22 protein-coding genes are annotated in these 22,907 nt (G+C 34.8%); 11 read left to right on the forward strand and 11 right to left on the reverse strand.

All coding sequences use genetic code 11. The features are described from left to right. Positions 1-44 precede the first annotated feature (44 nt). Positions 45-1,013: a T9SS type A sorting domain-containing protein gene (locus PWU04_RS11205; protein ID WP_274476196.1), complete on the forward strand. Its 969-nt coding sequence runs from the start codon at positions 45-47 to the stop codon at positions 1,011-1,013. A 62-nt stretch (positions 1,014-1,075) separates the two neighbouring features. On the opposite strand, the gene PWU04_RS11210 is transcribed toward PWU04_RS11205, so the two are convergent. After that, entirely contained in the window at positions 1,076-1,642 is a 567-nt protein-coding gene (locus tag PWU04_RS11210; RefSeq protein WP_274476197.1) for a GNAT family N-acetyltransferase, read from the reverse strand. After that, a complete protein-coding gene (locus tag PWU04_RS11215) occupies positions 1,639-2,280 on the reverse strand; it encodes an alpha/beta hydrolase (protein WP_274476198.1) in 642 nt (213 codons plus the stop codon). Before PWU04_RS11215 ends, PWU04_RS11210 begins: the two co-directional genes overlap by 4 nt. Positions 2,281-2,332: 52 nt before the next feature. Here PWU04_RS11215 and PWU04_RS11220 point away from each other — a divergent pair, with 52 nt between their 5' ends. The 5 genes from PWU04_RS11220 to PWU04_RS11240 all read left to right on the forward strand — a co-directional run bounded on the left by PWU04_RS11220 (position 2,333) and on the right by PWU04_RS11240 (position 7,020). Then, positions 2,333-2,758, forward strand: coding sequence for a PaaI family thioesterase (locus tag PWU04_RS11220; RefSeq protein ID WP_274476199.1), 426 nt, complete (start codon positions 2,333-2,335; stop codon positions 2,756-2,758). A 1-nt stretch (position 2,759) separates the two neighbouring features. Next, positions 2,760-3,881 carry a chorismate-binding protein gene (locus tag PWU04_RS11225; RefSeq protein ID WP_274476201.1) on the forward strand — a complete coding sequence of 374 codons (1,122 nt, stop codon included), beginning with the start codon at positions 2,760-2,762 and terminating at the stop codon, positions 3,879-3,881. A gap of 48 nt (positions 3,882-3,929) precedes the next feature. Then, positions 3,930-5,684: a 2-succinyl-5-enolpyruvyl-6-hydroxy-3-cyclohexene-1-carboxylate synthase gene (menD, locus tag PWU04_RS11230; RefSeq protein ID WP_274476202.1), complete on the forward strand. Its 1,755-nt coding sequence runs from the start codon at positions 3,930-3,932 to the stop codon at positions 5,682-5,684. A gap of 83 nt (positions 5,685-5,767) precedes the next feature. Continuing rightward, the gene (locus PWU04_RS11235; protein WP_274476203.1) at positions 5,768-6,106 is read left to right on the forward strand and encodes a DUF2853 family protein; all 339 of its coding nucleotides are present in this window, start codon (positions 5,768-5,770) and stop codon (positions 6,104-6,106) included. Positions 6,107-6,189: 83 nt separating this feature from the next. Beyond that, the gene (locus tag PWU04_RS11240; protein WP_274476204.1) at positions 6,190-7,020 is read left to right on the forward strand and encodes a CvfB family protein; all 831 of its coding nucleotides are present in this window, start codon (positions 6,190-6,192) and stop codon (positions 7,018-7,020) included. 7 nt (positions 7,021-7,027) lie between these two features. On the opposite strand, the gene PWU04_RS11245 is transcribed toward PWU04_RS11240, so the two are convergent. Continuing rightward, on the reverse strand, positions 7,028-7,444 hold the full coding sequence (locus PWU04_RS11245; protein WP_274476205.1) for a hypothetical protein: 417 nt from the start codon (positions 7,442-7,444) through the stop codon (positions 7,028-7,030). A gap of 117 nt (positions 7,445-7,561) precedes the next feature. Here PWU04_RS11245 and PWU04_RS11250 point away from each other — a divergent pair, with 117 nt between their 5' ends. From PWU04_RS11250 to PWU04_RS11260, 3 genes are all read left to right on the forward strand, one after another. Continuing rightward, positions 7,562-8,401 (forward strand): 1,4-dihydroxy-2-naphthoyl-CoA synthase, encoded by an 840-nt coding sequence (locus PWU04_RS11250; RefSeq protein ID WP_274476206.1) that lies wholly within the window; start codon positions 7,562-7,564, stop codon positions 8,399-8,401. A 9-nt stretch (positions 8,402-8,410) separates the two neighbouring features. Continuing rightward, positions 8,411-9,313: a 1,4-dihydroxy-2-naphthoate octaprenyltransferase gene (gene menA, locus PWU04_RS11255; protein ID WP_274476207.1), complete on the forward strand. Its 903-nt coding sequence runs from the start codon at positions 8,411-8,413 to the stop codon at positions 9,311-9,313. A gap of 215 nt (positions 9,314-9,528) precedes the next feature. Then, on the forward strand, positions 9,529-10,206 hold the full coding sequence (locus PWU04_RS11260; protein ID WP_274476208.1) for a metal-dependent hydrolase: 678 nt from the start codon (positions 9,529-9,531) through the stop codon (positions 10,204-10,206). 50 nt (positions 10,207-10,256) lie between these two features. Here PWU04_RS11260 and PWU04_RS11265 read toward each other — a convergent pair whose 3' ends face one another. After that, positions 10,257-11,096 carry a cyclase family protein gene (locus PWU04_RS11265; protein ID WP_274476209.1) on the reverse strand — a complete coding sequence of 280 codons (840 nt, stop codon included), beginning with the start codon at positions 11,094-11,096 and terminating at the stop codon, positions 10,257-10,259. A gap of 161 nt (positions 11,097-11,257) precedes the next feature. Here PWU04_RS11265 and PWU04_RS11270 point away from each other — a divergent pair, with 161 nt between their 5' ends. Continuing rightward, positions 11,258-12,253, forward strand: a complete 996-nt coding sequence (locus tag PWU04_RS11270; RefSeq protein WP_274476210.1) for a metal-dependent hydrolase — start codon at positions 11,258-11,260, stop codon at positions 12,251-12,253. Here PWU04_RS11270 and PWU04_RS11275 read toward each other — a convergent pair whose 3' ends face one another. The 7 genes from PWU04_RS11275 to tsaD all read right to left on the reverse strand — a co-directional run bounded on the left by PWU04_RS11275 (position 12,254) and on the right by tsaD (position 18,270). Beyond that, the gene (locus tag PWU04_RS11275; protein WP_274476211.1) at positions 12,254-12,925 is read right to left on the reverse strand and encodes an HAD family hydrolase; all 672 of its coding nucleotides are present in this window, start codon (positions 12,923-12,925) and stop codon (positions 12,254-12,256) included. Positions 12,926-12,972: 47 nt separating this feature from the next. Then, positions 12,973-14,154, reverse strand: a complete 1,182-nt coding sequence (locus PWU04_RS11280) for a THUMP-like domain-containing protein (protein ID WP_274476212.1) — start codon at positions 14,152-14,154, stop codon at positions 12,973-12,975. A 7-nt stretch (positions 14,155-14,161) separates the two neighbouring features. Continuing rightward, complete coding sequence (locus PWU04_RS11285; RefSeq protein WP_274476213.1) at positions 14,162-15,250, reverse strand: AI-2E family transporter; 1,089 nt, start codon at positions 15,248-15,250, stop codon at positions 14,162-14,164. A gap of 103 nt (positions 15,251-15,353) precedes the next feature. Further along, positions 15,354-15,860: a TrmH family RNA methyltransferase gene (locus PWU04_RS11290; protein WP_274476214.1), complete on the reverse strand. Its 507-nt coding sequence runs from the start codon at positions 15,858-15,860 to the stop codon at positions 15,354-15,356. A gap of 21 nt (positions 15,861-15,881) precedes the next feature. Beyond that, positions 15,882-16,526 carry a DUF4159 domain-containing protein gene (locus PWU04_RS11295; RefSeq protein ID WP_274476215.1) on the reverse strand — a complete coding sequence of 215 codons (645 nt, stop codon included), beginning with the start codon at positions 16,524-16,526 and terminating at the stop codon, positions 15,882-15,884. A gap of 5 nt (positions 16,527-16,531) precedes the next feature. Continuing rightward, positions 16,532-17,236, reverse strand: coding sequence for a 16S rRNA (uracil(1498)-N(3))-methyltransferase (locus tag PWU04_RS11300; RefSeq protein ID WP_274476216.1), 705 nt, complete (start codon positions 17,234-17,236; stop codon positions 16,532-16,534). An 11-nt stretch (positions 17,237-17,247) separates the two neighbouring features. Next, complete coding sequence (gene tsaD / locus PWU04_RS11305; RefSeq protein WP_274476237.1) at positions 17,248-18,270, reverse strand: tRNA (adenosine(37)-N6)-threonylcarbamoyltransferase complex transferase subunit TsaD; 1,023 nt, start codon at positions 18,268-18,270, stop codon at positions 17,248-17,250. A gap of 91 nt (positions 18,271-18,361) precedes the next feature. Between tsaD and PWU04_RS11310 the strand changes: the two genes are divergently transcribed. Further along, positions 18,362-22,816 carry a translocation/assembly module TamB domain-containing protein gene (locus PWU04_RS11310; RefSeq protein WP_274476217.1) on the forward strand — a complete coding sequence of 1,485 codons (4,455 nt, stop codon included), beginning with the start codon at positions 18,362-18,364 and terminating at the stop codon, positions 22,814-22,816. Positions 22,817-22,907 lie beyond the last annotated feature (91 nt).

The following is a 22,907-nucleotide window of genomic DNA, read 5'->3' on the forward strand; positions in this document are numbered from 1 at the left end:
GACTTGTTTATGGACACTGAGTGTTTTAATTAAATCTAACTGTTATGTTACAAAACTTTACTAAAACAATGGGATATTTGGAAAATACCTGTTGTAATTTACAATTCAAGAAGTATTCATTTAAAGGTGTATCCACATTATCTATGGTTATACTTTTTTTCTTATTCAGTTCAAATGTGTTTAGTCAAGATTATGAAATGGATTGTTCAAACGAAACAGCCTTTGCGCGCTGTAGCCTTTCTGCATGTTTTTTAGATAGTCCTTATGATGATTTACTTAACAGCAATCGTTGGGGATGGACCAATGGCCCTTATCCATATACTGTTAATTTTGAAAATTATCTAGACTTATTGGCGGGTGTTGCTCATTGCGATATAGAAAATAATGGTTTTAATGCTGGAACTGTCTGGATAAAAATTGACGGAGATGGAAATATGGATGTTGAGTTTAGCCTGAATTCTAGTGCAAGTGAACTCGGTACTGTTCATGTTTATGTTGGCTGTGACCCTCTTCCTAGTAAAGTAGCAGGTAATAAGATTATGTATACAGTTGCTCCTGGTCAATATCCTTATAGCGAATCTCCCGATTCTCCAACTTTTACTACTTTAACGATACCCGCAGCTGAATTGAGCGAAATTTTAGATGGCTGTGATAGTTTTTATTTTATCGCCCATTCAGAAGTGGAAGTTTGTGAAGAAGTATCGTGTGAGGTTACAGGGATTTATAACTCAGGCCAAGACAAGTTAAAAAATCTTTTAGATGGCGATATCAAAATATTCTCTTACCCTTTTGATGATAATGTCACTATTCGTTCTAAACACCAATATAATACCGATATTGATATTCAGGTGTACAATGTTAAAGGTATTCAATTATTCGCGAAGACAATAAAAGGCTATCAAAAAGGTGATATTAATGAACTACAGTTTAATACTTCCAAGTATCAAAATCAAATCCTTTTTGTTAAGTACACTACAAAATACGGTACAGAAATAAAACAAATATTTCATTAATGTAAGATTTTTTGTTCTAATATAAGAGCAGTCAGTATATCTGGCTGCTTTTTCTTTTCTGTTTAATTGAAAAAAGTAGATTTTATACCTGACCATTCTTCTTTTAATATACCATAGCAACAAGTGTTTCGCCTATAACCTTCATTAAGAACAACATCTTTTCTCAGTATACCTTCCAATGTTGCTCCAATATTTTCGGTAGCGGCTCTGGATCTGGAATTGCGTTCATCAATACGAAATTCAACCTTTTCAAAATCCAATGTTTCAAAAGCGTATTCCAACATTAAATATTTCATGTGTTTATTTAATCCGGTGCCCTGAAATTCTCGACCAATCCAAGTCCAGCCAATATGCAATACTTTGTTTTTCCAGTCTATTAATCCAAAACGAGTACTTCCTGCATAGGTATTCTTCTTTTTATCCAAGACAATAAAAGGAATGGTCATTTTTTGGTAATAACCGTTAACGGCCTTTTCTACATAGTCATGTAATGCTTTTTCGGTATGGATAGTAGAAGGCGAATATTGAATTAAATCGAGTTCTTGTGAAATGGGAACTAAATGCTTGTAATTGCTCAAATCCAGTAGACTGAGCTTTACAAAATCGTTTTCTAATGTTGGTGCCTTCATAATATTATTTGTTTTAAAAGATCTGGTCGTACTTCGTGTTTACCTTCAAAAGGGATAATAGTTACATCATCTCCAAACAGTTCGTGCAATCTGTTAGTTTCATAAGAAATGCGCTCACTATTTAGGTATTCGTCATTGTTACCATACATCATAGTGATTTTGGTGTCTTTCATGTATGCAAAATCGGTTGGAGTAAGTTCTTTAGGAATACCACCAGATAAGAGGACTAAATGGTTACAATTCAGTTTTCGTTTGGTTATATACCTCATAGCAACCGATACACCTTGTGAATACCCCAATACAATTAGATTTACGTTATTAGGAATATTCTCAGCTTCTAAAACAGCATCGAAATAACGCATTACATTTTCGGTTTCTTTTGCTGTATTCTCCTTGGTAAGCCAACTAGCTCCTACATGTTTCATTTTTGGTTGTATGTAATACTTGCTTTGAGCTTGAGGGGCAATGACATAATGTTCTTTAGGATTGAGCTCTTCAAAGTATTTTATAAAATAGCGACTTAAGTAGCCCATGCCATGACAAACAAACCAGGCTGTTTTTGTTTCTGGGGTAAGATTGTTTAAAGTTGCATAGGTATTGGTTGTAGTATATGATATTTCTTTTTCAGTTGAATTCATTTTTGGTTGTGGTTTTGTAATTTTACCCAATTGTTAAAAATACAGTAATTCTATGCAAAATTATAAAGAAAAAATTCTTGCAATGGCTAACGAGGCTTGTAAAAATACGTTAATGGAAACCTTAAATATTGAGGTTATTGATTGTGGAGAGGATTTTATTGTGGCTAGAATGCCTGTAAATTCGAGAGTGCATCAACCCGATGGAGTATTACATGGAGGAGCTACTGTCGCTTTGGCCGAAACAGTAGGTAGTTTTGCATCGCTTATTTTTAACAAGCAAAAAGATGTATTTGTTAGAGGGATAGAGATTACAGGAAATCATTTAAAAGGAGTGAGAGAAGGGTTTGTCTATGCTAAAGCTAAAGCGTTACATAATGGACGCACAACTCAACTTTGGGATATTAAAATTACTGACGACAACGATGTATTGGTTTCAGTTTGTAAACTAACAACTATAGCATTGCCCAAAAAACAATAGAATGGCTTCTGAAACATTATTTGACAAGCTTCAGAATCAATTTAATTTGAGTTTACCTTTTGTAGCGTATAAAAAACCAAAGGCAAATAAGCTGAATTCTTTTTTACAAAAGACATCAAAATTAGTTATAGTAAAGGACTATACCGAAAGCGGATTTGTGTTTGCTCCGTTCGATGATAAGGATAAGGCCGTACTTATTCCAATGGATGATTCTGAAGAATTTACATCAGATTTGGTTAACATTGAGAATCCTGAGTTTCTTGAACACGAGGCTTCAATTTCGGAATCAGATGAAGCTAGAAATCAGCATATAAGACTCGTTGAAAAAGCGATAAAAGCAATTTCATCAGGAAGCTTTGAAAAAGTTGTGCTTTCTAGAAAGGAAGACGTGAGTTGTGACGAAGCACCCTTGGAGTTATTTAAAAGGTTGTTGTTTACATACCCCAATGCATTTGTTTATTTGTGGTTTCATCCTAACGTAGGACTTTGGCTAGGGGCTACACCAGAAACTCTAGTAGAAGTTAAGGGAAGCAGATTAATAACAATGGCTTTGGCGGGTACGCAAGCATATAAGGAAACAACGGAGGTTGAATGGGGAGAGAAAGAGAAGCAGGAACAGCAATTCGTTACCGATTTTATTGCTGAATCGTTGACTTCAGTTTCAGATAAAGTAGCCATAAGTCCTGTACAAACTGTTCAAGCCGGCAATCTATTACATTTGAGAACGCAGATTTCAGCAACATTAAAAAATGGTAGTGGAGGTTTAAAAGATATTTTGAAGCAGTTACACCCAACACCCGCTGTTTGTGGATTGCCTAAAAAAGTGGCAAAAGAATTCATATTAGAAACAGAGAATTATAATAGGGAGTTCTATACCGGATTTTTGGGGGAGCTAAACTTAAAACAGAAAATTACAAGAAACACCAATAGGCGCAACGTTGAAAACAACGCATATGGAAGAGTTCAACTTACTAGTGATTTGTACGTAAACCTTCGCTGTATGCAGTTGATTGACGATAAAGCTTATTTGTATATTGGAGGTGGTATTACTGTAGATTCCGATCCCGAAAAAGAATGGGAAGAAACACAACATAAAGCTAAGATTATGAAAAAAGTGCTTTAGTGAATAACTTCCAATGGCTTTTTATATTTTTATACGAGATTAAAATTCATGAAATACCCAAATATTCCCCTGGCACAAACGGTTGTGCAATTATGTAAGTTAAAAGGAATCCGTCATATCGTTATTTCCCCAGGAAGCAGAAATGCACCTCTTACAATAGGATTTACTACTAACGAGGCATTTAAGTGCTACAGCATCGTTGATGAACGTTGTGCTGCCTTTTTTGCGTTGGGTATTGCTCAGCAGTTGCAAGAACCGGTTGCGGTTGTGTGTACTTCAGGCAGTGCTTTGTTAAATTATTATCCAGCAATTTCAGAAGCGTATTATAGTAATATTCCATTAGTAGTTTTATCAGCAGACAGACCTGAGTATTTGGTTGGGATAGGTGATGGGCAAACCATTAATCAAAAAGATGTATATGCTAATCATATTCTATATTCTGCAAATCTTAAACAGGATATAAGAAAGAAGGATGCTTTAATGCAAACCAATGTTCCAATAATGGCGAGTATTGACAACACACAACAAAAGGTATTGGAATTGCAAACAAGTATTCAGAAATATAACGAGCAGGAAATAAACAAGGCTATTAACACAGCTGTAGAAAATTTAGGTCCTGTTCATATCAATATTCCTTTTGATGAGCCGTTGTATGAACGCGTTGAGGATTTGATAGTAGAGCCTGAGGTGATACCAGCCAAAAGCTCACCTTTGGATATTGACGAAATCACAGTTGAAAGTTGTGTTTTAGACTGGAATAAGGCTAAAAGGAAAATGATACTGGTAGGAGTAAATAGCCCTAATAGTATAGATGGAAAATGGCTGGAAATGATAGCGCAAGATGATAGTGTCGTCGTTTTTACTGAAAAGACATCTAACATTAATCATCCTAAGTCCTTTTCAAGTATTGATAAGATTATAACTCCTTTGGATGAATCTGGTTTTGAAAATTTGCAACCTGATTTATTGATTACCATGGGGGGGCTCATTGTTTCTAAAAAGATAAAAGCCTTTTTGAGAAAATATAAGCCCCAGCAACATTGGCATATTGGGGAGCAACGTGCAAACGATACCTTCTTTTGTTTGAATAGACATTTAGAAGTGAGCCCAAATGTTTTCTTTTCAAATGTTTTGCCTCAAATAGAAGTTAAAGATTCTGACTATAGAGCTAATTGGCAAAGTGTAAAGGAAAGCCGTGCCGAGAAGCATAAATTGTATATGGAGCAAATTCCATTTAGCGACTTTAAGGCTTTTAATGTTTTGTTGGAATCAATTCCGGGCAATAGTCTACTTCAATTAGGTAATAGCTCTACAATTCGTTATGCTCAGTTGTTCGATTTGAATCCTACGCTAAAAGTGTTTTGTAATCGTGGAACCAGTGGTATTGATGGATCTACTTCAACTGCCGTTGGTTGTGCTGTAGTAGGTAATGAGCAAACCGTTTTTATTAGTGGAGATTTAAGCTTTTTATACGATAGTAATGCGCTTTGGAATAATTATATACCAAAGGACTTCAGGATTATTGTGATAAATAATCAAGGCGGTGGGATTTTTCGAATTCTTCCTGGTCATAAAAACACCGATAATTTCGATGGCTATTTCGAAACTATCCACAATTTAACTGCTGAGTATTTGTGTAGTATGTATGGGTTTGATTATTCAACTGCCAAAAATGAAGATGAACTCAAGAATGAATTAATTAATTTTTATTCAGAAAGTACTTCACCACGGTTATTGGAGGTATTTACCCCAAGAAAGATTAATGATGAGGTTCTTCTGGATTATTTTAAGTTTATCAAGTAGGTTTAGTGTTAAAATAAATTGAGTGATTTTCTTTTAGGTATAAATCCATTATCTTGGATGCTTAATCGTTAACCTAAAATATTATGAGCAAACGTGATGAGCTTATCGAAAGATATGCTACAGACCTAAAAGAAAAATGTGGGGTAAACCCAGACATGGATTTATTGACAAAGGTAACTATCGGATGTGGCCCTTCAATATACAATGATGATTCTGCTATAGTTTCGAGTTCAGATGAATCAGAATTGCAAACGGTCAAAAACAACTTTTTAATTAAAAAACTAGGCTTGGCAGATGGACCTGAGTTGGACAAGGCAATCGATTCGGTTATGGAGTTGTACGGACGCTCAAATAGAAATAAATATCGAGCAGTAGTTTATTATTTGCTCACTAAACATCTTAATAAAGAATCTGTTTATTAACCCTAATTGACGATATCATTAAAGCACTGTTTAAAGCGGTGCTTTTTTATTTATTATATGTGGAATATGACTACCTTTACCGCATGATTAATATAGGAGAATACAATACATTGGAAATATTACGGGATACTGATCCCGGATTGTTTTTAGGCGATGATGAAGGTAATGAAGTACTTTTGCCAAACCGCTATGTTCCTGAAGAATTTGAAATAGGCGACTCGATTGAGGTATTTGTCTATTTAGATAATGAAGAACGTATTGTATCTACTACCGATAGACCTTATATTACCAAGGGGAATTTTGCCTTGTTACGATGTAATGAGGTTACAAAATATGGTGCCTTTTTAGATTGGGGGTTGGTTAAGCAACTTTTCTGTCCATTTAAGGAGCAGGCCTTTAAAATGAAAACGGGTGGATGGTATTTGGTATACTGTTACCTTGATGAAAAGACCAATCGTTTGGCGGCTTCTAGTAAAACTAATCGCTTTTTAAGCAACCAGGAGCTTACGGTTAATAAGTTTGATGAGGTAGATGTTATTATTTCACACCCTTCAGAAAAAGGGATGAACGTTATAGTAAATAATAAACATCAAGGTTTGGTTTATAAGGATGAAATCTTCAAAGAAATTAGTGTTGGAGATAGATTAAAGGGAGTTGTTAAGAAAGTACGTGATGACAACAAGCTTGATATTACTTTAAATCAAATAGGATATAAAAGTATTGAGCCTAACGCCGAACTTATTCTAAAACATCTGGAAGATAATAGTGGTTATCTTAACCTAAACGATAAATCTGATCCTGAAGAAATAAAAGAATTGCTAGAGATGAGCAAAAAGAGCTTTAAAAAAGCTATTGGGAATCTTTATAAACAGCATCTCATCTCTATAAAAGAGGACGGGATTTACCTCAATTAACTTTTGTTTAGTTTTTGACCAAATTTAGTTGGTTTTTAACCCATTTTCGAGCATCCAATAGATTGTAAAACTCTTTTCTTCTCCTTGAAAAAAAGTGGTTTTCCAAAGCAAAGCTGTTATTTGCTGCCTTATTGTAATTAACTACCGCTATGGCAATCAAATTCTTTTGTTCATATTCAATTAAAGGGACATCAGTAGGTACAATAGAAATTGGATTAACCTTATTCACTATGGTAGCAAAAGGTTTTTGTGTGCCAAAATGGTCGTAGGAAAGTTCTAATAACGGTTTAATATTTTCAAAAGAAATTATTATTCCCTCGTTATACTCTACAATAGCAAAGTCTTTAAAAAAGTAGATGTCACCTATGTCATGACGACAAACATGATGTTTTTCACGAATCAAGGGACTGTTTTTAACGTGCATAGTTTTGGTCTGACTTAATCATTATATTTTTAATCAGAGGAATTCAAAAATAGCTTTTTTTTGGAAATGACGTTCCTTTAAAAAAATGTATTTTTACGCTCGATAAAAAATTAAAACATGAGTCAGATTAATTGGGTAGAAGCCAAGCAATATGAGGACATCACTTATAAAAAATGTAATGGTGTTGCTCGTATTGCCTTTAATAGACCTAATGTGCGCAATGCCTTTAGACCAAAAACAACAAGTGAACTTTATGATGCCTTTTACGATGCCAACGAAGATACAAGTATTGGAGTGGTGTTGTTGTCGGCCGAAGGACCTTCAACCAAAGATGGGGTTTGGAGTTTTTGTTCCGGAGGCGATCAAAAGGCTAGAGGACACCAAGGATATGTTGGAGAAGATGGGTACCATCGTTTGAATATTCTTGAAGTACAGCGTTTAATTCGTTTTATGCCAAAAGCAGTTATTGCAGTAGTTCCGGGTTGGGCTGTTGGTGGTGGCCACAGTTTACATGTGGTTTGTGATTTAACCTTGGCTAGTAAAGAGCATGCAATTTTTAAACAAACTGATGCCGATGTGACCAGTTTTGATGGTGGTTACGGATCGGCATACTTAGCGAAGATGGTAGGGCAAAAGAAAGCGCGTGAAATTTTCTTTTTAGGAAGAAATTATTCAGCTCAGGAAGCTTTTGAAATGGGAATGGTTAATGCCGTTATTCCTCATGATGAGTTGGAAGCTACAGCTTACGAATGGGCTCAGGAAATATTGGCCAAATCACCAACATCTATAAAAATGCTAAAGTTTGCCATGAACCTAACCGACGATGGCATGGTAGGGCAGCAAGTATTTGCAGGTGAGGCTACACGTTTGGCTTATATGACGGATGAAGCTATAGAGGGAAGAAACGCTTTCCTTGAAAAGCGTAAGCCGAATTTTGATAAGAAGTGGATCCCTTAAACATAAAATATGAGTAGAGCTTCTGTATGGATTTCTGCCATGCGATTACGTACTTTACCACTTTCTATTTCCGGAATTATTTTAGCGGGATGTCTAGCGGCCTATAAAAATGTATTTGATGGTTTGTTATTTACTTTAGCTATTTTGACCACATTGAGCCTTCAAATCCTATCTAATCTTGCCAACGATTATGGTGATGGGGTTAAAGGAACGGATAACGATGATCGTATTGGCCCTGAGAGAGCTATTCAAAGCGGTGAAATTAGCCCTAAACAAATGAAAAGGGCAATTACATTAAATATTGTAATTACTGCTATTTTGGTTTTGGGAATGATTTTCTATGCTTTTTCATCCAAATACTTGTTGTATATCATAGCATTTATCATTCTTGGAGGTGCTGCTATAATTGCTGCTATCAAGTATACGGTGGGTGATAGTGCTTATGGATACAGAGGTTTGGGGGATTTGTTTGTTTTTGTGTTCTTCGGATTGGTGAGTGTAATTGGTGGTTACTTTCTATTTTCAAAACAATTGGATTGTGTAACCCTCTTACCAGCTTGTGTTATTGGTTTATTGAGTACTGCTGTGCTTAACTTGAATAACATGAGGGATATTGATTCCGATAGAAAGTCGAATAAAAATACTCTGGTTGTTAAAATGGGAGGAAAAAAAGCTAAGGTGTATCATTTTGTCTTGGTAGGTTTCGCTATTTTATTTTCCATCATATTTGGTGTTTATCACTATAATAAACCAGTCAATTTACTTTTTGTTCTGGCTTTTATTCCTCTAGTGACCCATTTGCTTAAAGTTTACAGAACAAACGATCCAAAACTATACGATCCAGAGCTTAAGAAACTTGCTTTGTCTACAGTGGTTTTGGCCGTTTTTTTAGGAGTTGGACTTTTGTTGTAATAGAGGACTTTCAAAAGTGTTAAATTAATGTGATTTTTTATTAGTAGACACTGAATATCAAAGGTTTATATATATATTTGCTGTGTTGATTGTTCTTATCAACTCAGAATGCTAAGGTTTTAGCTTCAATTTTTTGGGGATTGAAAAACTCAGACATACTCTTCTAAGTTGTCTGAGTTTTTTTGTAATTTTCATTTCCTAAAAAAATAGTATTCATGAAAATTACCTTTTACGGCCATGCATGTCTAGGAATATTGATTAACGATGTTAATATTCTTGTAGATCCATTTATATCAGGAAACCCTAAGGCTTCACACATTAATATTGAAGATTTAAAAGCAGATTATATCCTTTTAACCCATGCTCATCAAGATCATATTCTGGATGCTGAGGCCATAGCCAAAAGAACCAATGCGGTTATAGTGTCTAATTTTGAGATTGTGAGCCACTATCAAAATAAGGGAATTGAGGGTCATCCAATGAATCATGGAGGAAGTTGGGATTTCGAATTTGGGAAGCTTAAATACATAAATGCAATTCACACTTCTTCATTTCCTGATGGGAGTTATGGCGGACAACCTGGTGGGTTTGTTTTAGAAGGTGAGCATAAAAATATTTACATAGCAGGAGATACTGCCTTGACTATGGATATGAAACTAATCCCAATGCAAACTAAATTGGATTTAGCTATTTTACCTATTGGAGATAATTTTACAATGGGAGTTGATGATGCGGTGTTAGCTAGTGATTTTGTAGGATGCGACAAAGTATTAGGGTATCATTTTGATACGTTTGGATACATTGAAATAGAGCACGATGATGCTAAACGAAAGTTCTTTGAAAAGGACAAAGATTTAATGCTTCTCGAAATAGGAGAAAGTATTGAATTGTAATAATACAAAAAGAGAGCAAGTTAAGCTCTCTTTTTGTCTTTAGTTAAAGTTCATTGGTTGACAATTGCTATAATTCGCAAAGGGCTACCACTACCGCCTTTTATTTTCATGGGTAGGGCTACTACTTGAAAACCTTTTGAAGGCAGTTGGTCTAAATTTGTTAAATTTTCAAAAGCAGGTACATTTTTGGTCATTAGGTTGACATGGCTTTTAAACTCGGTTGATTGACCGTAATCGATGCTTGGTGTATCTAACCCCACCGCATGGATATTTCTCTCGGAAACAAGCCATTTAGCAGCCTCTGGAGCAAGGCCGGGAAAGTGCAGTTCAGCAACAGCTTCTGAGCCTCGTTTATCGGTTCCCATATATTTTAATTTATTGGGATAGTATTTTTCAAAACCGGTGTATAAAAGGACAATAGAACCATCAGGTATGGTTTGTCCTTCTTGTTTTTCCCAATCCAATAAATCTTCAACCGAAATTAAATAATCAGTATTATCAGAGGCTTTTTTCGAAACATCTACTTTTACCGCTGAACCAATGAGGTGTTCCAGAGGAATTTCGTCTACTGTTTGTCCGTGTTCAGCAAAATGTATTGGAGCATCAATATGAGTTCCCCCATGTTCGGCTGTTGTAAAATTGTTTGCCGCATAGAAAAAACCTTTGTCTGTTACGCCGTAAGCAACCTTTTCCGTTTCGAACTCTTTTGCAGTCACCCAATAGATCGTTTCGTTGGAGTACGAATGGGAAAGGTCAATTATCTTAGTGTTTGTAAAAGGGTTGGTCTCAGCAGGATTGGCCGCTAGTGTTGGTTCATTTTTATTTGTGTCCTTACAGCCAATATTCAGTATAATTATGGATAGAGTCCAAATGAAGATTATAGGTTTCATTTCGTGTGAGTTAAGTGGTTGATTTTTAAAGGTATTAACTTTTTTACAAACGGCTGTAAAATCATATAATGTAAAACAGGAGATATTGCAAGGATAAATCTTAGCACTCCAAAAAGCTATCGTTTACATTTGCAGAGTTATTACAAAGAACTTTTAGCAGATTGGATTCATTAACTCAAATTGTATTGGGAGCAGCCGTTGGAGAAGCTGTTCTTGGTAAAAAAGTAGGAAATAAGGCAATGCTTTATGGAGCAATAGGAGGTACTATACCAGATTTAGATGTCCTATCGTCTCATTTTGTTGATACGGTAAGTGCTTTGGAATTCCATCGAGGGGTGACTCATTCTATTTTATTCTGTGTTTTAATGAGTCCGCTTTTGGGTTGGTTGGTGTCTCGTTGGGAGCGTTCTGTAAATTGGAAAGCGTGGAGCTGGCTGTTCTTTGCTGCTTTGGTAACCCATCCAATATTGGATGCTCATACCACATGGGGCACCCAACTATTTTGGCCATTAGATTTACGTTTGGCTTTCAAAAATATCTTTGTAATCGATCCGCTGTATACTCTCCCTTTTTTGGTTTGTTTGGTTATTGCCATGTTCCAAAAAAGAGGAAGTAGGAAGAGGATTAGTTGGAATTGGTTAGGTATTGGTTTGAGTAGTGTTTATATGCTCATAACAATAGCATTAAAAGGTATAACCTACCTAGAATTTAAAAGAGCTTTAGATTCTCAAGGAATTGTGTATCAAGAAATAGAAACACGTCCTAGTCCTTTTAATACAATTATGTGGTCAGCTAATGTAAATGTTAAAGATGGTTTTATGTTAGCTGATTATTCCCTGTTTGATAGCAAGCCTATTGCGTTTGAGTTTATTCCCAAACAAGAGTTTCTTTTAAAGGGTTTAGTTGATGAAGACAAGGTTAATCGTTTAAAGGCAATAACTCAAGGATGGTATTCTGTGAGCTCAACTAATGATAAGCTTTACCTCAATGACTTGAGATTCGGATTAATCGATAACCGCCCGGGTCATGAAACCTTTGCCTTTAGCTTTCTTCTGGAAAAAACACCAAACGGGTTAACGGTAACCGAAATTCCTAAAAACAAGGATAACGCCAAAATGCTTATGGCTAACTTATGGCAACGGATTAAAGGGAACTAATTACACACTGTTTAATTGAAAAAAGTCTTTAGCTTTATTGAACACAATTTCTTCAAAGCTAGTGATTACTTTGTCTGCAGTACTGTAATTTTGATTCTTAGAGTTAGGGCTTTTAAAACCCACACAGAAAATTCCAGCAGCATTTGCAGCTTGAATTCCATTTGTAGAATCTTCAATTACCAAACAGTTTTTTCTATTGAAACCTGCAAGGTCTGCAGCTTTTTCAAAAATCTCTGGATGTGGTTTAGATGCTTTTAAATCAGCTCCGCTAATCTTAGACTTAAAGTATTTATTTAAGCCGAATCTATCGAACACACTATCTATGGTTCCCATAGAAGCAGAAGAGGCTAAAACTAACGTAAGTCCGTTGCTGTGATAATCTTTAATAAGATCGTGAACACCTTGTATTAATTGGAGTTCTGGGTCATTCTTAAACAATCGCTTGAAGATGCTTCGCTTGATATTTACAAGCTCTTGAGGTTCGTTTGTTAATTCAAAATGGTTGCAAAGGCTTTTACACACGTTAATGGTAGATTGTCCCGTAAACGATTGGTAATGTTCTTGAGAAACTTCAATGTTAAGTTCGTTGAACATTCCATAATAAGCTTTGTGGTGTAGGGGTTCTGTATCTACAATTACCCCATCCATATCAAATAAAACAGCTTTTAACACAGCAAAAATTTTTCGCGAAGATAGGCTAATTGTTTGTAATGTGAAAGTTAAGCTTTTTTGGTGATGAGCACGATTCTATTATCATCTATATCGGTAGTACAGAAAATGTAAATCTCACCACCATCATCAACACCAAGTTTTTTTCTGATCTGTGGTACACTATCGGGAAAGTTGCGTGTAGTAATATTGGCTTTTTTTATCCCTTTTTTTTTAAATGTTTTTTTGTTGTAGGGAATTATTTCTTCTACAATGAAATGTCTTCCAGGGAAATCAATCAAAGTATCTGAAGTATATAAATGGGTATGCTGATGTAATTTATCAACGTTGTAATGCTCTGCTACAGATTTGAATGCCCCTGCTTTTAGAATAGAAGAATTAGGCTCATAAATATAGGTTTTTGGGTTACTATAACGAACCTTTGCCTGAGATTCGTCTTCCATATAAAACTTAAAAGTTTCCCCTAATCCTCGTTTAAGGTTAACAGCGGTTATTTCAATTTTTGTATGGTCATAGTCTTTACAGAGAATCCAAAGCAACTCCTTAACTTCATTGTTAAGGGATACAACGTGAATGGCTTTTACATGTTGTAATTCGTTTAATCCAATTGATATATCTAAAAGAGGAGAAGTCTTAAGTAAAATATTATCACTCTTCTTGAAAAGAAAATCAAGATGCTCAGGAACATTTGGCAAGCAATCTGCTAGAAAAAACACTTTTCCCTTGCTATCGTGGCGACGGGAAGGGTCGATGTAGATCCAATCAAATTTCCCCCTCGTATTTTTTAAGTAGTACAATCCATCACCAGAAACCGTTTTTATGTTATCTACATGTAGTTGTTGGTAGTTGTGTGAAACAATTTTGGATAAGGAATCATTCAGCTCACAATGTGTGACGCTATCAAACCTTTTGGAAAAGTAGTAATCGTCAATACCAAAACCACCAGTTAGATCAATTAAAGACTTGCCAACAATTAGATTTACTTTGTATTTAGCAGTTTCTTCGGAGGAAGTCTGTTCAACATTGAGTTTATTTGGGTAATAAATATTTGGTGTTTTAAACCAAGTAGGTAGTTTCTTTTCGCACCTTTTCTTGGCATCAATTTGTTCAACAATAGCCCTTATATCAACATTTTCATATGGACTTCCTTTTAAAAGAAGTTTATTGAGATCGGTTATTAAATGCTGATTAATAAATACCTGAACTTCAGGTTTTAGTATTTTAGAATCCAAGATGCGTTTAGATGTTTTTGGTGAGTTTCTTGACAATTTTGTTTTCAGTAAAAAATTCCTTTAAAATTACTTTTAAGGCTGTATAAGTTGGGATTGCAACGACCATGCCTATAATACCGAATAAAATTCCAGCAATAATAATCACTAAAAATATTTCCAAGGGGTGTGATTTCACACTTTTTGAGAAAATAATGGGTTGACTAAAGAAGTTATCGATTAGCTGGGCTATTAAGAAACCAATAATAACTCCTATGGTTTTTGGAAGTATCACACCGCTAAAGCTTTCTCCTAAATGGCTTGTCATCGTTAATGTTATTATTAAAACAGCGCTTATAAGCGGGCCTATATATGGAATAAGGTTCAGTAAAGCGCATAAAAACGCAATTACTATGGCATTGTCCACACCAACAATTAACAAAGTAGCTGTATATAAAATAAAGAGAATTAATATTTGAAACAATAGCCCCAAAAAGTATCGAGACAACAAATCTTTGATGGTTGCAAAAGATTTTATAAATCGTTTTTCCTTATCATCCGGCACTAAGGTCAACAATCCTTCTTCGAACATTTTATTATCCTTGAAGAAAAAGAAGGAAATAAAAATTACAGAAAACAAACCAATACTAAAAGTACCAAAACCACTAATAAAAGAGTTTAAAAACTCTGGAATAACAGAATAATCTAATTTAGAAAGAAGATGATATTCTTTGAGTGAATCTTTAATTTCAAATCTTTTCAAGCCGAAATACTCAACAAATTGCCCATAGAGGTCCTGCATGTTATATTGAAGCTTATCAATGTCAAGTAGAGCAAGGTTTTGGCCTTGCTGAACAACTAAAGGGATAAACAAGCCTATTAATCCTACAATGAATCCCACAAATAGTATCATTGTAATAATAATAGATAACGTTTGGTTGAGCTTTAGCTTTCTAGTTAAAAATATAACGACAGGTCTCCCAATAAGCGAGACTACTGCAGCAATTACTAAGTAAACAATTACCGATTGAATTTTAAATATAAACCAAAGTAACAAGGAGATACCAAGCAAAATAGCAATTGCTCTTAGAATACCATTTGCTATAATTTTAGAGTTCATTTGTGTAATTTAATAGAGATGTATATCAAATAAAATAAATTTAATTGACATAGATGTCTTTCAAAACTGTAAATAACTACATCTAAAAAGAATTATTAGACACCTACAGTATAAGTTGTTTTGTGAATTCGTACAATGCGATATTAGTGGCTTGAACAACATTCATACTGCTATTTTGACCAAACATTTCAATATGTAAACAAATGTTGGTTTGTTTAAGTGTAGATTCCGAAACACCAAAGTTTTCATCACCAATTATTAGAAGTATTGGAGTGTTTCTTGGGATTTTGAAAGTGTGAATAGGGGAGCTGGTAGATGTAATTTCAAGAGCAGCAATATAATAGTCTAGTTTTTTGTGCTGAGCAATAACCTCTGTTAGATCCTTGCCGTTTTCAAACAATACTGATTTTTCTGTTGAACGGGAGGTTTTGGTCATTTTACGTCCCATAGGGGCAGTAGCGCCACAGAAGATTATTTTTTCTACTCCAAAAGCATCACAAATTCTGAACAAACTACCTACGTTCGGAGCGTTTGTAACATTGTCGCAAACCACTGTAATAGGAAAAGTTATTTTAGTAAACTGGGTGTTGTAATGAGTCAGTTGCTCCAATATAATCTTGAATTAAAACCTTTAGTTCTCGAAGGCGTATTTAACAATGTTGGCTCCCATCTTAAGGGCTTTTTCCCTGATATCATTTGGGTCGTTATGTACTTCTGGGTCTTCCCATCCATCACCTAAGTCACTTTCAACGGTGAATAAAAGCACTAATCTGTTTTCATAAAAAACACCTAATGCCTGAGGGCGTTTTCCGTCATGTTCATGGATTTTAGGCAATCCTTGAGGAAAAGGATATGCAATATTGAATATTGGGTGTGTTGCAGGTAGCTCAACAAGTTCTTGCTCGGGAAATACTTTCTTCAACTCTTTGGTTAAGTACGGCTGCATTCCGTAATTATCGTCTATATGAAGGAAACCTCCAGAAATAAGATAGTTTCTAAGGTTTTCTGCCTCAGCGTCACTAAAAAAAACATTTCCATGCCCAGTCATATGAGCCATTGGGTACATGAACAAATCTGCACTTCCTACTTCTACTGTTTGCGGTTTTGGATTTATTCTTGTTTGGATATTTGAATTGCAATATGAAATAAGATTGGGCAGGGAAGTGGGGTTGCTATACCAGTCTCCGCCACCTTTATATTTTAATAAAGCTATGTCTTGTGCAGATAAGCTAATAGAAAACAAAGCGAAGCCTATTGTAAAGAGTTTTTTCAACATAATATTTATTCGTTGATAAAAGCTACTGAATGACAGGCTACTATAGCAGCAGTTTCAGTTCGTAACCTAGTTGAGCCTAAAGTTACAGGAATCCAATTGTTATCCAAAGCACTTTTTATTTCCTTAGTACTAAAATCTCCTTCAGGCCCTATGAGGATGGTGATATTCTGTTTGGGTGAGAGCATTTCTTTTAATGAGCGTTTGTCGGTTTCTTCACAATGAGCAATGAATTTACCTCCAAAATGTTCTTGATTTAAAAACTCATTAAAAGTCATAGCCTCATTTAATTGTGGCAAATAATATTGTAGCGATTGTTTCATAGCCGATAGTAATACTTTGTGAAAGCGCTCTGCTTTTATCACCTTACGTTCACTATGCTCACAAATTATGGGTGTAATAGAATCTATGCCTATTTCTGTTGCCTTTTCCAGAAACCATTCATAACGGTCGTTCATTTTAGTAGGTGCAACCGCAAGATGTAAAGAATAGTTCTTCTTAGGGTACATTTTACTGTCTATTATAGTTGCAATACAATTTTTAATATCGGCTATAGTTATTTCTGCAAGGAACAACCAGCCTTTACCATTAGAAATGTGAAGTAGATCACCGCTATTTTTACGCAGGACCTTTATAATGTGCTTGCTTTCTTCCTTATCAAACGCTATTTGTGAATCGTTTTGAGTAATATCAGGATTGTAAAAAAGTTGCATAGAACAGTGTGTTACATTTTTAATCTAGCAGAAGCTGTTACGTCGAAACTACTAAACTCTTTTTCAAGAAATTTAAGATAACCAACAATACCTATCATTGCCGCATTATCTGTAGTAAATTCAAATTTTGGAACATAGGTTGTCCATTCAAATTTTTGCTCACCAGATTTTAGTGCGGCTCTTATTCCACTGTTTGCAGACACACCACCTCCAATTGCGATATGGGAAATGCCTGTTTCCTTAGACGCTCTTTTAAGTTTATCCATTAAAATTCCAATAATTGTGAATTGAATGGATGCGCAAATATCATTCAGGTTTTCTTGAATAAAGTTCGGGTTAGCTTTGCTTTCCTTTTGTACGAAATATAAAATGGCAGTTTTTAGCCCTGAAAAACTAAAGTTAAGTCCATCCACCTTAGGTTTAGTGAATTTATAGGCCTTAGGGTTACCTAATTGTGCTCTTTTATCAATTTCCGGTCCAGCAGGATAGCCTAATCCTAGTATCTTTCCACTTTTATCATAAGCTTCACCAACAGCATCGTCAATGGTTTCACCTATCACTTCCATATCGAAATAATTGTTTACTCTAACAATTTGTGTGTGGCCACCGGAAATTGTCATAGCTAAGAACGGAAAAGGAGGCTTTTTAAAGCCTTCTTCGTCTATATAATGAGCTAAAATATGAGCCTGCATGTGGTTCACGTCTATTAAGGGTATGTTAAGCCCATAAGCTAAAGACTTAGCAAAAGATGCTCCAACCAATAAAGACCCCATTAATCCAGGGCCTCGGGTAAAGGCTACTGCATTGAGTTGAGACTTGTCAATATTAGCTTGTGCTAGTGCTTGATTTACAACAGGAACAATATTTTGCTGATGAGCTCTAGAAGCCAGTTCCGGAACGACACCACCATATTCTTCGTGTATTTTTTGACTAGCTACAACATTGCTCAAAATCTTACCGTTATGAAGCACTGCTGCAGCTGTATCGTCGCATGACGATTCAATGCCCAATATGTAAATATTTTCCATAGCCATAGGGATTTTAGGCACAATAATTGTTAATTTTGATGTCAAAGTTATAACTTTAAAACGTATCAAAAAACTTTTCAAAATACTATATAAAATAGTGGCTATTCTGCTGCTGCTTTTCATCATTTTGGTATTGGTGTTCTCCATTCCTGCCATACAAACAAGGCTTGGACATTACTTTACAAATAAGCTCAACAAAAAGTATCAAACCAACATTAATGTAGGACGGGTTGGATTGCAGTACAACGGTGATGTGGAATTGAAGGATGTATATATTGAAGATTACAAAAAAGATACTTTGATTTCTGTAAAGGAGCTTAACACATCCATCCTTAATTTTAGAAATTTAGCAAATAGTAAGCTGGCATTTGGTGATATAGACCTCTATGGAGTATACTTTCATATTAAAACTTATAAAGGAGAGACAGAAACTAATTTAGACAAATTTGTTGCGAGTTTTGATGACGATAAGCGTCGGAGTGAAACTAATAACTTTTTAATGTCTTCCAGTGATGTAAGTATCTACAATGGTAGGTTTTTGATGACCGATGAAAATAAGGAAAAGCCCAATATCCTAAACTTTAAAAAGTTAAATATTAATGCTACTAACTTCTTAATAAATGGTAGTAATGTAGATATGAGAGTTAATACTCTTAGTTTTGAGGGAAGACAAGGATTACAGATGGAGAATCTGACTACTAATTTTTCTTATACCATATCTGGGATGACCTTTGATAATCTAAATATTAAAACAGGTAATTCTAGATTGAAGGGAAGCTTACAATTCATCTATGATAGGGAAAACCTAAGATATTTTACAGACAAGGTACAATTGAAGGCTAAGTTTACAGAAGCTGATGTTGCACTTGACGAAGTAAATAGGTTTTACAGTGAGTTTGGAGAAAAACAAAGAGCAAAGTTTACTGGCGAATTTTACGGAACACTCAATAATTTAGAGGTAAAAAATCTACGATTAGATACAAGCAGGCGCTCCAAGATTTATGGCGATGTAGAATTTAAAAATTTATTCGATAATGCAAAGGAAAATTTTTCCATGCAAGGGAGGTTCGATAACTTAACATCAAACTACAATGATTTAAGGGAAATTATGCCCAATTTATTGGGAAAATCCATTCCCTCTACTTTTGAGAAATTTGGAGATTTCACAATTAATGGTGTAACCAATATTACACCTACTTCAATTGATGCAGACATAGAAATTGAAACAGAAATAGGCTTTGTTAAGTCTGATTTAGTGATGACTAAAATAAATGACATTGATAACGCTAGTTATCAAGGAAATTTGGTTTTTGATAGCTTTGGTTTAGGTGTGTTGCTTGATAACCCTAAGTTTGGAGACACTTCTTTCGATCTTGATGTAAAGGGAAAGGGGTTTAAGGCTGAAAATATAAATACTAAAATTCATGGTGATGTGTTTTTATTGCAATTCAATAATTACACTTACAGAGATATTGATGTTGCAGGTATTTTAAGGAATAATGTTTATGAGGGTAAGCTTTTCTGTAATGATGAAAATCTTAAATTGGATTTTGATGGCCTTGCTGATTTTTCAGATGGCCTTTACGCTTTTGATTTTGTTGCTAATGTTACCCATTCTGATTTAAAAGCTTTAAATTTTGTTAAGAATGACAGCTTAGCTCTATTTAAAGGGCGTGTGGATATGAAAATGTCTGGAAGTTCACCCGAAGACGCAGAGGGTAGTTTGGCTTTCAAGGATACTCATTACCAAAACGAGCACGACGATTACTACTTTCAAGATTTTGCAATAACTTCAACTTTTCAGGATTCGTTACGATATGTTTCAGTAAACTCTCCAGATATAATAGAAGGAGATATGACAGGAAAATTCAAGTTTAAGGATTTGGGTAAGTTGTTTCAGAATGCCTTAGGAAGTTATTATAGAAACTATACACCTATAGAGGTTGAACGTAATCAGTTTGCGGATTTCAACTTTAAAATTTACAATAAAATTATTGAAGTATTTTATCCAAACATAGAATTAGGAAAAAACACATATATAAAAGGTAGGGTTGAAAGTGATGAAAAGGGATTTCAGCTAACCTTTAATTCTCCAGAAATTCGTTTTTTTGAATATTTTGTAAGTAAGATTAATGTACAGATGGATAACAAGAATCCATTGTTCAACTCAATGGTAGAAATAGATAGTATTAACACTAAATACTATAAGGCTTCCAAATTCAACTTAGTTAATGTAACACTCAAGGATACCCTTTATATGAGGACTGAGTTTCGTGGAGGTAAAGGGAATAGAGATGCCTTTAACTTAAACTTCTATCACACAATAAACCAAGAAAATCAATCGGTTGTAGGAATAAAACCTTCCGATATCACCTTCAAGGAAAACACCTGGTATATCAACAGGGATGACGATATGTTTAATAGGTTGACTTTTAGTAAGTCTCTTAGTGAGTTTGAGATTGAGGATATTGTAATGACCCATGACAATGAAGAAATGAGACTCTCAGGAGTTTTGCTTGACTCAACATCTAAAGACTTGACATTAAATTTTAAAAATGTTAATCTTGATCATGTAACTCCAGAATTAGATAGCATAAAACTAGGGGGGAGAATTAATGGTAAGTTAAATGTGCTTCAAAAAAAGGGCATCTATTTACCCAGTTCCACCATTACAATAGATAGTTTTGAAGTTAATGATTTTATTTTAGGGGACTTTAATGCAAATATTGAAGGAAACGAAAATCTTACCGAATACACTATTGAAGCCTCAATAAAAGATGATTTTTCTCAGTCCTTTAAGGCTGTTGGAGGAATTAATATAGGACAAACAAAACCAGTAATAGATCTTAATTTAGCACTTAGCAAATTTAACTTGTCGCCATTAAGTCCTTTAGGGAAGGATGTAATGACTAACATCAGAGGCTTGGCAACCGGTAATGTAAAAGTCACTGGGGCGCTAGATCATCCATCATATGATGGTGCTTTACAACTTGAAAATGCTGGATTAACTATTAACTATCTTAATGTGGATTATGGTTTGAGTAAAGGAGCCATGGTTAGGCTTGTTGGGCAAAGCTTCCAATTTAAACAAATAGGCATAACAGATACGGTTCACAATACAAAAGGTTTGCTAGAAGGTAGTATAACCCATAATAATTTTTCTGAATGGGAATTGAATTTAGGTATTACAACACCTAGACTATTGGTGCTTAATACAGAAGAAACAGAAGATTCACTTTATTATGGCACTGGTTTTATGGGGGGAGAAGCTACTATTGTAGGGCCAACAGATCAGTTGGTTATAAGTGTTGAAGCAGAAACCAAAGAAGGTACAGTTTTTAAAATTCCTTTAAATGATACCGAATCGATTGGAGATAATACCTTTGTACACTTTTTAAGTCCAGAAGAGAAAAAAGCAAAAGCAGAGGGTAAAGAAGTTGGCTATACAGATATTGGAGGATTGGAGTTGGATTTTGAATTAGATGTTAATCAAAATGCAGAGATTGAGCTCATAATGGATAAAAATTCTGGAAGTACCATTAGAGGGCGTGGTGTTGGAGGACTGCTTATTGAAATAAATACCAACGGTAAGTTCAATATTTATGGTGACTTTTCGGTATTTGAAGGAGTGTACAACTTTCTTTTTGGAGGGATTATTCAAAAACAATTTATCGTTGAGCCGGGAGGGACTTTGGCTTGGGATGGTAACCCTTTCAGTGCTCAGATAAATATCAATGCCATATACAAAACACAGGCCAATCCGTCACCTTTATTGGATAACCCAATTAATAAAAGTATTCCTGTAAATGTAGAAATACACCTTACAGATCGTTTGGAAAAACCAGAGCTTGACTTCCAATTCTCTTTCCCAACAGTAAACTCAACTGTTAACTCTGAACTTCAATATAGATTGGAGTCTGCTGAGGAAAGAAGTAACCAAGCTCTATTCTTATTATCTACCGGAGGTTTTTCGAGTGGAATAAATAATATAACTCCGTATGGTAATATGACCGAGAGACTTAGTGGTATTGTAAACAACTTGCTGTCTGGAGGAGCGAATAGTTTACTAACAGATGGAGACAACAAGGTGAATATTGGGTTAAATTATAAGGTTGGTCAAAATACACCTGAATATCAAACAGGAGATGAATTGGGATTAACTCTTCAAACCCAAATTAATGATAGAATATTGATTAATGGAAATGTAGGTGTACCAATAGGCGGTGTAAGCGAAACTGTTATTGCTGGAGATATTGAAATCCAGTTTTTGGTCAATGAGGATGGTACGCTTAGATTAAAGATGTTTAACCGAGAAAATAGCATTCAAAACTTCGGAGAGGAAATTGGTTATACACAAGGATTAGGGATTAGCTACAGTGTGGATTTTGATACATTTAACGAGTTAGTGAATAAGTTGTTTAAGGGAAAGGTAAAAATGTCTAAAAGTAATGAGATAGACCAAAACGAAAAGATTCAAGATAGTATATCAAATCCTTTACCAGATTTTATTGATTTGGAATCAGACTCACCAGTAAAATCATCTTCAGATTAAAATGATATACACCTTTATTTATTGTTGTTAATTACAAAAAATTAACATTTTTATTAACGAAAACGTTTTAGTACGAATTCTTCTGTTAAAA

The organism is Mangrovimonas aestuarii, assembly GCF_028767185.1.
Classification (GTDB): Bacteria; Bacteroidota; Bacteroidia; order Flavobacteriales; family Flavobacteriaceae; genus Mangrovimonas_B; species Mangrovimonas_B aestuarii.